Annotated in this window: 9 protein-coding genes; 5 read left to right on the forward strand and 4 right to left on the reverse strand. The window is 69.0% G+C overall.

Going from position 1 to position 12,404, the window contains the following annotated elements; genetic code table 11:
* Positions 1–204: 204 nt before the first annotated feature.
* Complete coding sequence (locus tag HNP73_RS00840) at positions 205–1,458, reverse strand: sarcosine oxidase subunit beta family protein (protein WP_184146180.1); 1,254 nt, start codon at positions 1,456–1,458, stop codon at positions 205–207.
* 101 nt (positions 1,459–1,559) lie between these two features.
* On the opposite strand from HNP73_RS00840, the gene HNP73_RS00845 reads away from it, so the two are divergent.
* Positions 1,560–2,573, forward strand: coding sequence for a GlxA family transcriptional regulator (locus tag HNP73_RS00845; RefSeq protein WP_425486610.1), 1,014 nt, complete (start codon positions 1,560–1,562; stop codon positions 2,571–2,573).
* Here the strand turns inward: HNP73_RS00845 and HNP73_RS00850 are convergent.
* The gene (locus HNP73_RS00850; RefSeq protein WP_184146182.1) at positions 2,513–3,556 is read right to left on the reverse strand and encodes a GlxA family transcriptional regulator; all 1,044 of its coding nucleotides are present in this window, start codon (positions 3,554–3,556) and stop codon (positions 2,513–2,515) included. The genes HNP73_RS00845 and HNP73_RS00850 overlap by 61 nt on opposite strands.
* 195 nt (positions 3,557–3,751) lie before the next feature.
* On the opposite strand from HNP73_RS00850, the gene HNP73_RS00855 reads away from it, so the two are divergent.
* Positions 3,752–6,313, forward strand: a complete 2,562-nt coding sequence (locus HNP73_RS00855; protein ID WP_184146185.1) for a GcvT family protein — start codon at positions 3,752–3,754, stop codon at positions 6,311–6,313.
* Positions 6,314–6,444: 131 nt separating this feature from the next.
* Complete coding sequence (locus HNP73_RS00860) at positions 6,445–7,944, forward strand: MFS transporter (protein ID WP_184146187.1); 1,500 nt, start codon at positions 6,445–6,447, stop codon at positions 7,942–7,944.
* Here the strand turns inward: HNP73_RS00860 and HNP73_RS00865 are convergent.
* Positions 7,904–9,292: an aminotransferase-like domain-containing protein gene (locus tag HNP73_RS00865; RefSeq protein WP_343063170.1), complete on the reverse strand. Its 1,389-nt coding sequence runs from the start codon at positions 9,290–9,292 to the stop codon at positions 7,904–7,906. The two genes, HNP73_RS00860 and HNP73_RS00865, sit on opposite strands and share 41 nt — an antisense overlap.
* Positions 9,293–9,432: 140 nt before the next feature.
* On the opposite strand from HNP73_RS00865, the gene HNP73_RS00870 reads away from it, so the two are divergent.
* On the forward strand, positions 9,433–9,813 hold the full coding sequence (locus tag HNP73_RS00870) for a DUF983 domain-containing protein (protein ID WP_184146193.1): 381 nt from the start codon (positions 9,433–9,435) through the stop codon (positions 9,811–9,813).
* Positions 9,814–9,901: 88 nt separating this feature from the next.
* Here the strand turns inward: HNP73_RS00870 and HNP73_RS00875 are convergent, their stop codons facing one another.
* Positions 9,902–11,527: an alpha-glucosidase gene (locus HNP73_RS00875; protein ID WP_184146196.1), complete on the reverse strand. Its 1,626-nt coding sequence runs from the start codon at positions 11,525–11,527 to the stop codon at positions 9,902–9,904.
* Positions 11,528–11,665: 138 nt separating this feature from the next.
* Between HNP73_RS00875 and HNP73_RS00880 the strand changes: the two genes are divergently transcribed.
* Complete coding sequence (locus tag HNP73_RS00880; protein ID WP_184146199.1) at positions 11,666–12,403, forward strand: response regulator; 738 nt, start codon at positions 11,666–11,668, stop codon at positions 12,401–12,403.
* The last annotated feature ends 1 nt before the right edge of the window (position 12,404 follow it).

A 12,404-nucleotide genomic window follows, 5' to 3' on the forward strand; every position in this document is an offset into this window, starting at 1 on the left:
CGGCGGGGGAGCGCCGGCCTCGGGGGGCTGAAGCCCCCGCTCGGCCGCCGCTGGTCGGGCGGCCGCCGTTGCGGCCTTCCTTCAGCGGCAGCGGGCTGGCGCCCGCGGGTCGAGGTTTCTCCCCGCCTGTTGGCGGGGCCCCTCGCCACTGCCCGATAGGGTTTCTGCCCATATGAAAACCGGGGCGGATTGCGGCGGCGGGCATCAGTGGGCGACCGCGGCGGCGGCGGCCTCGTCGATGAGGCGGCCGGTGGTGAAGCGCTCGAGCGTGAAGGGCGCGTTGATCGGGTGCGGCTCGTCGCGGGCCACCGTGTGGGCCAGCGTGTGGGCAGCGCCCGGCGTCGCCTTGAAGCCGCCGGTGCCCCAGCCGCAGTTGACGTAGAGCCCCGGGACCGGGGTCTTGCCGAGGATCGCCGAGCGGTCCGGCGTCACGTCGACGATGCCGCCCCATTTCCGCAGCATCCGCATGCGGCGGAAGATCGGGAAGATCTCGCAGATCGCGGCGAGCGTGTGCTCGATGAGCGGCAGGCCGCCGCGCTGGGAGTAGCTCACGTACTGGTCGGTGCCGGAGCCGATGACGAGCTCGCCCTTGTCGGACTGGCTGATGTAGGCGTGCACCGAGTTCGACATGACGACGCAGGGGAAGATCGGCTTGATCGGCTCGGAGACCAGCGCCTGAAGCGGGTAGGACTCGAGCGGCAGGCGGACGCCGGCCGTCTCCATCACCACCGAGGTGTGACCGGCGGCGGAAACGGCGACCTTCTTCGCGGCGATGAAGCCCTTCGCCGTCTCCACGCCGGTGACGCGGCCGTCGGGGCCACGGCGGATGGCGCTGACCGGGCAGTTCTGGATGATGTCGACGCCGCGGGCGGCTGCGGCTCGGGCATAGCCCCATGCCACGGCGTCATGGCGCGCGGTGCCGGCGCGGCGCTGCAGGGCGGCGCCAAGCACGGGGTAGCGCGCGGACGGCGAGATATCGAGCGGCGGGCAGAAGGCCTTCGCCTCCTTCGCCGTCAGCCACGAGTTGTCGACGCCGTTCAGGCGGTTCGAGTGCACGTGGCGCTGGGAGGACTGCACGTCGTGGACATTGTGCGCCAGCATCATCACGCCGCGCTTGGAGTACATGACGTTGTAGTTCAGGTCCTGGCTCAGGTTCTCCCAGAGGTCGAGGGCGTGGTCATAGAGCCGGGCGCTCTCGTCGTAGAGGTAGTTCGAGCGGATGATGGTGGTGTTGCGGCCCGTATTGCCGCCGCCGAGCCAGCCCTTCTCGATCACCGCGACGTTGGTGATGCCATGCTCCTTGGCGAGGTAGTAGGCGGCGCCGAGGCCGTGGCCCCCTGCCCCGACGATGATGACGTCGTAGGACGCCTTTGGCTCGGCATCCGGCCACTGGGGGGTCCAGTTCTTCTGGCCGCTCAGGGCGCCCTTGATGACCTGGGCGAGGGAAAAATGCGTCATTGCCGGTGCTCCCAAGATGTCCGGGTCTCTATAGCGGATCCCGGGGGCGCGGACCTGTACCCTTGCGTCAGATCTCGTGTATGCTGGCGGCGGAGGTGCGATTGGCTCAGCTCACTGTCGGCTTCATTCTCGCCCGGCGCTTCACGCTCTGCGCGCTCGGCAACTTTGTCGATGTCCTGAGGCTCGCCGCCGACGAGGGCGACCGGTCGCGGCCGATCCTCTGCGCATGGAAGGTGCTGTCACCGACCATGGAGCCGATCGCCTCGAGCTCGGGGATCGCTGTCCAGCCGGAGGAGCGGCTCGGCGATCCTTCGCGCTTCGACTATCTCGTGGTGGTGGGCGGGCTCGTCGACGAGATCGAGAACCTCCACCCCGACACGGTGCGTTTTCTCGAACGCGCGGCGGCGGCGGGGATCCCGCTCGTGGGCGTCTGCACCGGCACGTTCGCGCTGCACCGCGCCGGGCTGATGCAGGGCTATCGCGCCTGTGTGAGCTGGTTTCACCACGAGGACTTCCTCGAGCGCTTCGACGGGCTGAAGCCGGTCAGCGACCAGATTTTCGTGGTCGATCGCGACCGGCTCACCTGTTCGGGCGGGGTGTCCTCGGCGCATCTCGCGGCGTTCATCGTCGAGCGCCACCTCGGGCGGGCGCGGGCGGCGAAGAGCCTGCACATCATGATCATCGACGAGGCGGCCGCCGAGGAGCCGCAGCCGGGGATGCCGCTGGCGCTCGTCACCGACGACCCGCTGGTGCGCCGGGCGCTGCTCGTCATGCAGCAGTCGATCGACGCGCCGCTCTCCATCGGCCGTGTGGTGGGACAGATCGGCGTCAGCCGGCGCAAGGTGGAGCGGCACTTCCGCGAGGCGCTGGGGATGACGCCGCTGGAAGCGGACCGGCTGATCCGCGTCGAGCAGGCGCGGCATCTCCTGCTCACCACCCGGCGCTCGGCGACGCAGATCGCCGCGGAGACCGGGTTCTGCGACCTGCCGCACATGATCCGGGTGTTTCGCGCCGCCACGGGCACGACGCCCGATGCCTTCCGCAAGGCGCGCGGTCAGGGGGCGGCGCCCTCCGATGCGGGCACCCTGCGCGCTTCTGACGGCGTGCGGTCATAGCGGAGGCGGAACGACCGGCTGAGGTGCGAAGAATCGCAGAAGCCGCATTCGACGGCGATCTCCGAGACCGACTTCTCCGTTGCCTCGAGCAGGTGGCGGGCGAAGGCAAGGCGTATGTCGAGGAAGGCCGCCTGCGGCGAGGTGCCGAGGGCCGCGCGGAAGTGGCGTTCGAGCTGGCGCTTGTTGTTGCCCATGAGGCGCGCGATCTCGGCCACGGGCACCGGCATGTCGATGCGCTGCTGCATGAGAAGAAGCGCACGCTTGACCATCGGATCTGCGGTCCGGAGTTCCAGCGGGATGCCGGGCTGCGGCCGGTCGGCGCGCGGTGCGTCGTCGATGATCATGATGTGCAGGCTCTTGCTCGCCTGTGCGCGGCCGATGTGCTTCTCGACGAGATGGGCCGCGAGATGCGCCGAGCTGGCGCCGCCGGCGCAGGTCAGCCGGTCGCCGTCGACCACGAAGACCTGATCGGAGATCGGCTCGAGGCCATCGAACTGTTCGAGGAAATCGGCGTGACAGAACCAGCTGACACAGGCGCGATAGCCCTGCATCAGCCCGGCGCGGTGCAGGATGAAGGCGCCGGTGCACAGGCCGACGAGCGGGACTCCGGCCTCCGCGGCGCGGCGGAGGAAGGCGGTGTAGGCCGGGCCGATCTTCGGCGTTTCCTCGAGCAGGCCGCCGACGACGACGATGTAGTCGAAGCGCACCGGATCACCGAGCCGCTCGCCCGGCTGGACCGGAACCCCGGAGCTCGAGGGCACCGGGTCCATGCTGTCGGAGAGCACCGACCAGTCGCACATGATCGGCCGCGACCGGTCGCCCTCGTCGGCGGCGAGCCGGAGGACATCGACGAAGTTCGCGAAGGCGCAGAGCGTGAAGCGCGGCGCGAGAATGAAGCCGACCGAGAGATGACGGCCGGGCCGGTGCGGCCGCGCCGCCGAGGATCGCTTCGCTCCGCTCTCCGTCACGTCACCGAACCTCATGCTGCACCTCATGCCGCCGGTCGCGATCGTCTCGTCTGCCCATGTATCGCCCGCCATGTCGTAAAGGTAATCCGCAAGTGACGCAAATCTCCTGTCGCAGGCCGGGGATCGGGCGCATCATGCCCCCCTGCCGCATCACCGCCGCCACCTCGCCCGCGAAGATCGAGCCCGCGAAGATCGAGAAGGAGAAGAGACATGTCAGCGTTTCCCGAACGGGCGAAGGTCGTCATCGTCGGGCTCGGCGGGATCGTCGGCGCCTCTGTCGCGCATCACCTGATCGAACGCGGCTGGGATGATATCGTCGGCATCGACAAGTCCGGCATCCCGACCGACATCGGCTCGACGGCGCATGCATCGGACTTCTGCTACGCCACGAGCCACGACGCGCTGTCGTGCTGGACGACGCTCTACTCGGTCGATTTCTTCGAGAAGATGGGCCACTACGCGCGCGTCGGCGGCATCGAGGTTGCGCGGGTCGGCGACGACGAGCGGATGAACGAGCTTCGGCGCAAGGTGGACTCGGGCCGCGCCTTCGGGACGCGGGCGCGGCTGATGGAACCGGCCGAGATCAAGGAGAAGTTCCCGCTCATCGAGGAAGACCTGGTGCAGGGCGGCCTCTGGGACCCGGACGCGGGCCTCGTCATTCCCCGCTCGCAGACCGTCGCGGGCAAACTCGTCGATCGGGCGGAGGCGGCGGGCAAGCTGAAGCCGTTCGCCAACACGTCGGCGAAGTCGCTCATCATCGAGGACGGGCGGATCCGGGGCGTCGTCACGACGCGCGGCACGATCATGGCGGACTACGTCGTGGTCTGCGCCGGGCTCTGGGGGCGGCTCATCGCCGAGATGGCGGGCGAGGACCTGCCGGTGATGCCCGTCGATCACCCGCTGACCTTCTTCGGGCCGTATGACCAGTTCGCGGGCACCGGCAAGGAAATCGGCTATCCGCTGATGCGCGATCAGGGCAACTCGGCCTACATGCGCGACACCGGCGATCCGAAGACCGCCGAGGGCGGGCAGATCGAGTGGGGTTACTACGAGGAGACGACGCCGCGGCTGGTGCATCCGCGCGACCTGCTCGAGAAGGAACAGGCGCGCCTCTCGCCGTCGCAGCGCGACCTCGACATGGAGCAGGTCATCGAGCCGCTGGAGCGGGCGATGGAGCTGACGCCGATCCTGGGTGAACTCGGCTACAACGAGGGGCATTCGTTCAACGGCCTTCTGCAGACCACGACCGACGGCGGGCCGTCCATGGGCGAGAGCCAGAAGGTGCGCGGCCTCTGGTACGCGGTCGGCATCTGGGTGAAGGACGGGCCCGGCATGGGCAAGCTCATCGCCGACTGGATGACCGACGGACGGACGGCGATCGACCATGCGCGGATCGACTATGCCCGCTTCAATCCGTTCGCGCTGACCGAGGCGTTCATCGAGGAGCGCTGCACCGAGACGGCGCGCAAGATCTACAACCCGCCGGTGCATCCGCGCGAGCCCTTCGCCGGCGGCCGGGGCATCCGGCGTTCGCCGTTCTGGGAGCGCGAGAAGGAGCTTGGCGGCCACTTCATGGAGCTCGGCGGCTGGGAGCGGGCGCATGGCTATGCGGCGAACGAGCCCCTGCTGGAGACCTACGGCGACAAGGTGCCGGTGCGGGCAGACGAGTGGGACAACCGGCATTTCTGGCGGGTGTCGAACGCCGAGCAGCTCGCCATGAGCGAGGACTGCGGGCTGATCAACCTGTCGCACTTCCACATGACCGACATTTCCGGCCCGGACCACGTGGCGCTGATGGAATGGCTCTGCACGGCAAAGGTCGGCGGCGACGCGAACATCGGCAAGGGCATCTACACGCATTTTCTCGACGACGAGGGCATGGTGCGTGCGGATTTCACCATCTTCCGCATGGCGGATCGCATCCGCATGGTGAACGGCGCCGACGCGGGCCCGCGCGATTTCCACTACATGCGGCGCGTGGCCGAGGACAAGGGCTTCGACGTGACGATCACCGACGTCGCGGAGGCGTTCGTGACCATCGGCATCTGGGGGCCGAACGCGCGGGAGAACCTCTCGAAGGTCGTCGAAGACCCGGAGGCGCTGTCGAAGGAGAACTTCCCCTTCGCCGCCATCCGGCCGCTCAGGATCGCCGGGAAGGACGTGATGGCGTTCCGCATCTCCTATGTGGGCGAACAGGGCTGGGAGCTGCACATGGCCTATGGCGACGGCCTCGCGGTCTGGGACGCGCTGCGCGCGACCGGCGTGATGGCCGTGGGCGTCGAGACCTATGCCAACAGCCGGCGGCTGGAGAAGAGCCTGCGGTTGCAGAATTCCGACCTGCTGACCGAATACAACCTGCTCGAGGCCGATCTTGCACGGCCGAAGGTCAAGGAGGCCGACTTCCGCGGCAAGGCGAAGCATCTCGAGTACCGGGCGCGCGAGCATCAGCCGGCGATGCTCTGCACGCTGGTGATGACCGACAACGTCGATGCGAAGGGCGTCGCGCGCTATCCGGTCGGGACGCTGCCGGTGATCGATCCCGAGACCGGCGAGACGCTGGTCGACGCGCTCGGGCGGCGGTCGTTCACCACGTCGATCGCCTTCGGGCCGAGCGTGGGCAGGAACATTGCGCTTGCCTATCTGCCCTGGGAGTTCTGTCAGGAGGGGCGCAAGCTCGCGGTGCAATACTTCGGTGAGACCTATCCGGTCGAGGTCGCCGGCGTCGGCTACAAGCCGCTCTATGACCCGGAGAACACGAAGCCGCGGAGCTGACCGTCTCCCGCGACTAAATTGACTGCATACAATACGGCACACATGTAGGCAATCATCTCGCTTGCAAACTACCCGCAGTTGCATATAGGAAGGGCACGCTCGTCGTGCCCCTCCCAAGCCGGACCCAAGCCATGAGTGCGCACCCGATGGCCTCGCGAGGCCTGCTGCTGACTGCATCCGTCGGATGCGCGCTGACCGTGATCGACGCGAACCTCATCGGTATCGTGCTGCCGTCGATCGCCCGGGATTTCGGCGCGAGCTTCAGCGAAATCGCCTGGATGGTCAGCGCCTTCATGCTGAGCTTCAGCGCGCTGCTGCTGCCGGCGGGATCGGTCGCCGACCGCTATGGCCGGCGTAGGGTGTTTCTCGCGGGGATCGCCGCGTTCGGCTGCAGCGCGTTGCTCTGCGGCATCGCACCATCGGCACCCCTCCTCACCGCCGCGCGCGCGGTGCAGGGCGCGGCGGCGGCGTTCCTGCTCTCGCCCGCGCTGGCGATCCTCGGCAACGTCTATCACTCCGGGCCGGAACGCGATCGCGCCTGGGCGATCTGGGGCGCGATCATGGGGCTGACCATGCTCGCCTCGCCGCTCCTTGGCGGGGTCCTCGTCGGCTGGTTGGGCTGGCGCGCCGCATTCTTCGTCATGCTGCCGATCTGCGCCACGCTCGCGGCCGCGACGCTCGCGTATGTGGGCGAGTCGCGGAATCCGTCGGCGCGGCGGCTCGACTTCGCCGGCATCCTGCTCTTCGCCACGATGATGTTCGGCCTGACCTTCGGGCTGATCGGCGGGCAGAAGTATGGCTGGACCCACGGCGCCGTGCTGGCCGGCTTCGGGGTCGGCGTTGCGGCGCTGCTCGGCTTCATCGCGGCCGAGCGGGCGCAGGCGCAGCCGATGCTGGAACTGCGGCTCTTCCGCGACCGGCGCCTTGTGGGCGGGGTCTGGGCGATGTTCGCCTATGCGGCCTGCGTGCAGGTGATGGCCTCACTCCTGCCGCTGCTGCTGCAGAACGGCGCGGGCCTTGCACCGCTCATGGCGGGCGTGGCGATGCTGCCGTTCGGCATCACGATGTTCGCCTTTCCGCACGTCGGGCGGTTGCTGGCCGGGCGCCTTGCGACGCCGCAGATCCTGCTCATCGGCCTCGTCGCCGCAGGGCTTGGCGATGCGCTGGTCGGCTGGGGTGCCCACGCCGGAGCCCTCGGCCTCGTGTTCGCGGGAATGGCGGTGATCGGCGCCGGCGGCGGTCTGCTGAACGGCGAGACGCAGAAGGCGATCGTCGGGGCCATGCCGCGCGAGCTTTCCGGCATGAGCGCGGGCGTCAGCACCACCGCGCGCTTCTCCGGCGTACTGCTCGGCTTCGCGGGCCTGAGCGGGATTGCGGCCTTTTCGACGCAGCGCCTGCTTGCCGGCCAGCCGGACGGCTTTGCCAGCGCCGTCGTCGCGGGCGATCTCGACCGGGCGGGCGCCGGGTTGCCCGGGACCGCGCCCGAGGCGGCGCTGGCGCTGGCGCAGACCGCCTACATGGGCGGCTTCACCACGGCACTGCTCGGAGCGGCGGTACTGGCGGCAGTCTCCGCGGCGGCGGTGTGGCGGCTCACCCGAGCCAGGTCTGACCGGCCAGCGTATTCGACATGAAAAGCAGGCCGTCGCGCAGACGCTCGCGCGAGATGGCGCCGCCGAGGCAGACGCGGAGGTATTCACCCGGCGGTCCGGCAACGGTGAAGGCGTCGGACGGCATGAGGCCGATGTCGCGCCCGGCCATGCGGCCCATCAGTTCGGCACGGCCCGCCCCTTCCGGCAGGCGAAGCCAGAGGTTGAAGGCGACCGGGTCGCTCTCGAAGGTCAGGCCGGTGAGGACTTCGGCCGCGAGCGCCTGACGCGCAGCCGCCTCGGCCCGGATGAAGCCGCGGATGCGGTCGGCGGTGCCGTCCTCGATCCAGCGGGTGGCGAGCGCCGCGGTGATCGCCGACGGCATGACCGCCAGCGTCCGGATCGACTGGCCGAGCTGATAGGCGCCGCGACTGTCCGGCGCGACGGTGTAGGCGAGGCGCAGGCCCGCACCGATGCATTTCGCGAGACCGCCGATGTGCCACGCGAGCGAGGGCGCCAGCGCCGCGATCGGGACCGGCGGGCTCGGCGGCACGAAGCCGTAGGCGTCGTCCTCGACCAGCGGCAGACCGTGGCGGAGCAGCACCTCGGCGATCTCCGCGCGCCGTTCGGTCGGGATGGTGTGGGTGGTGGGGTTGCGCAGCGTCGGGTTGAGGTAGAGCGCCTTCGGGGCACGGTCGCGGATCGCCGCATCGAGGGCATCGGGCAGGATGCCGGCGGCATCCTCCGGCAGGCCGACGAGCCCGAGGCGGAGCTTTGCCGCGATGGAGCGCAGGCCGGGATAGGTCACCGCCTCGCAGAGCAGCACGTCGCCCGGGGCCGCCAGCGCCGAGAGAATGGCGCACATGGTCACATGGGCGCCGGGGGTGACGGCGATGCGGTCGGGGTCGGGCGCCAGCCCGCGCGCCGCAAGCCAGACGAGCGCGGCGGCCCGGTCCCGCTCGGCACCGGTCGGGGACTGGTAGCGCAGGAGTGGCACGAGATCGGCGGCGGTCGCGGCCAACCCGTCGCGCATGGCCGCGAGAAGCTCGGGGTCGTCGGGCTCGGGCGGCAGGTTCATCGCGAGATCCTGCTCGCGAGCGCGGCTCGGGTCAGCGGCGGGTACCGGCGCGGGCGCGGCTTCCGCCCGCACGAACGTGCCGCGACCAACGTGGCTCTCGACGAGACCGCGGGAGCGGGCTTCGATGTAGGCGCGCGAGATGGTGGTGAAATCGAGCCCGAGCCGCTCGGCGAGGCGGCGCTGCGGCGGCAGGCGGCCGCCGGGCGCGAGCAGTCCGGCGCGGATGTCGCGCGCGATCGCGTCGGCAATCTCGATGTAGCGGGGCTGGCCGTTCTGGGCGAGCTCCGGCGACCAGTTCAGCAATCCTGCCTCCACGGCTCGTCCTGCAGATTGTATGCAGGGGGGGCTGCAATCAATGCAAGCTCAATCGCCTCACGATGCATTGACTGCATATTGCATGGATTGATATTTGCAGCATTGAATGGCATATGGAACGGACAACCGAGAGAGGTGCCATGACCGACGCAAACGAACGCCCGACCGGGGAGGCCGTTCGCAACGGACTCCGCTGCCGCTGCCCCGCCTGTGGCGAAGGCAAGCTCTTCAGCTCATACCTCAAGGTCGCGCAGGACTGCCCCGCTTGCGGCGAGCCGCTGCATCACCACCGCGCCGACGACGGGCCGGCCTACGTCACGCTGCTGGTGGTCTGCCACATCGCGGGCTTCTCGCTCCTGCCGCTGCTCGGCTCCGGGCTCGCGCCATGGGCCGTTGCGCTGGTACTCTGCGGCCTCGCGGTGCCGCTCTGCCTCGCAATGCTGCCGCCGATCAAGGGCTTCTTCGTGGCGGTGCAGTGGTCGAAGCGGATGCACGGCTTCGGCGCCGTCGCACGCGCCTGACCGCACTCCCGCTCCCCCTGCCCTCCTGTTTCGGCCGCGCCCGATGACCCGCCGGCGGTGCTGATGCACCGGCGGGCCAGAGCGTACCTCAGGCCTTCGCCGGGTCCGAGACGTCGCTCACGTTCACACCCTCGAGCGCCTCGAGGATCGCAAAGCCGTTCGGATGCAGGTGCAGGATGTCGCCGCGATGCTCCGCGCCCTGCGCGAGCGCGAGCGCGCCGCCACCGGTCAGGCGCACGTCGCGCGCCTCCGGCGACAGATTGAAGATGCAGAGCACGTTGCCGCCGCGGGTAAACGCGAGGATCGGCTCGGAGACGTCAAAGAATGCCGTTGCGCCGCTCACCAGCTCGGGAGTGTCACGGCGGAGTCGGAGCATCTTGCGGTAGAATTCGAGCACCGAATCCGCCACCCCCGCCTGTCCGGCGACTGCCTGCGCGGCCTGCGCTTCCTTCACCGGCAGCCACGGGCGCCCGGTGGAGAAGCCCGCGCTCGGCGCGTTGGCGTCCCAGACCATCGGCGTCCGGCAGCCGTCGCGGCCGACCGGCTCGGGCCAGAAGTTGATGCCCTGCGGATCGGTGAGTTCGAAGAGTTCCAGCTCGGTCTCGGTCTGGCCAAGCTCCTCGCCCTGATAGAGGCAGATCGAGCCCTGGAACGAGAGCAGCATGGCGCCCGTGAGCTTTGCGAGTTCCTCCCGGCCGATGCCGTGGCGCGCCCAGCGACTGGCGTGGCGGTGCACGTCATGGTTCGAGAACGCCCATGTCGGCCAGCCCCGCGGCGCTCCCTCGAAGAAATCCTCGATCTGCTTGCGAAAGTGCGCGGCGGTGAAAGGAGCGCCGAGCATCTCGAAGGAATAGGCCATCTGGAGGCTGTTGCCGCTCGTGTACTCTCCCATCATGCGGATGGCGTGGTGACTCTCGCCCACCTCGCCGACCATCATGCGCCCGTCGTACTCGTCGAGAAGCGACCGCATCCGCTCGAGGAACGCGAGGTTCTCCGGCTGGTTCTTCGAGAAGATGTGGTACTGCATGTCATAGGGATTGGCCGCCGGCTCGGTCTTCACGCGGTAGTCGGCGGGATCGTCCCTGAGCAGCTTGTCGTGGAAGTAGAAGTTGACCGTATCGAGGCGGAAGCCATCGACACCGCGCTCCAGCCAGAAGCGCATCGTGCCGAGGAGCCAGTCCTGCACGTCGCGATTGTGGAAGTTGAAGTCCGGCTGCTCGGGCAGGAAGTTGTGGAAGTAGTACTGCCGCCGCCGCGTGTCCCACTGCCACGCCCCGCCGCCGAAGATCGACACCCAGTTGTTGGGCGGCGAGCCGTCGAGCTTCGGGTCGGCCCAGACGTACCAGTCGGCCTTCGGGTTGTCGCGGCTTGACCGGCTCTCCCGGAAGAACGGGTGCTGGTCGGAGGAATGCGAAAGCACCTGGTCGACAATGACCTTGAGGCCAAGCTCATGGGCGCGCGCGATCATCGCGTCGAAGTCGGCGAGCGTGCCGAAGGTCGGGTCGATGTCGGTGTAGTCCGACACGTCATACCCCATGTCCGCCATGGGCGAGGTGAAGATCGGGCTGAGCCAGATCGCGTCGACGCCGAGCCCGGCCACATAGTCGAGCCGCTCGGTGATGCCCTTCAGATCGCCGATCCCGTCGCCGGTCGTGTCCTGAAACGACCGAGGATAGATCTGATAGATCACCGCGCCACGCCACCAGTCCGCCATCTTCGCCCCCTGCTTCATCCGGCCGGCGCGACGTTAGTCAAACCGCTCCGAGGTGCAAGGGAGGCCCGGCCTTAAGCCCGCGTTAGCCTTCGCTGCCTCAAATCGGCCGGTAAACCCATTGCGTCATTCGAGGCAAGCATGAGCATTCTCAACGCGACCCAATCCATCGCGCCCCCCGCCGTGTCGGGGAGCCTGCGCCGGCAGTGCCTCTTCGCGGTCACGATCCTGCTTGTCGAGGACAGCCGCGCCGCCTCGGAGGCGATCCGGCTCTACGCGGCGGAGAGCGGCGCACGGGTACGGCGTGCCGACAGTCTTGGCGCCGCGAGCCGGCATCTCAGCGTCTACCGGCCGAACGTGGTCATCGTCGATCTCGGCCTGCCCGACGGTGACGGGATCGACCTGATCCGGCAACTTGCCTCAGCCTCGACGCCGCTCACCTCGATCGTGGCGATGAGCGGCCAGGACCGCACGACATGGCATGCGGAGGCGATGGCGGCCGGTGCGGCGGGCTGCCTCGAGAAGCCGATCGCGAGCCTGCGGACCTTTCAGGAGGCGGTGCTGGCGGTCCTGCCCGACGCCGAGAGCCGCCGACGCCCGGACGAGCGCGAGTTGCTGCTCTCGGGTCGTGCCACGGTGCGCGCCGCGCTCGATGAGGATCTTCGCCGGGCACAGGGGCTGCTCGCCGATGCATTGCCCGCCGGGGACGCCGATACGGTCGCCTACTGCGCGCAGTTCCTCCAGTCGGTCGGCGAGATGCTGGGCGATCTCGACCTGGCGGTCGTGGCACGCGGCGCTGGCACCGTCTCGGGCGCCGGCGAGCTTGCCCGGATCGTCGAGGCGCGACTCGAGCGCCGACCGGGCCAGTTCGTGGCGTGAC

The organism is Amaricoccus macauensis (genome assembly GCF_014201905.1).
In the GTDB taxonomy this organism is placed as follows: domain Bacteria; phylum Pseudomonadota; class Alphaproteobacteria; order Rhodobacterales; family Rhodobacteraceae; genus Amaricoccus; species Amaricoccus macauensis.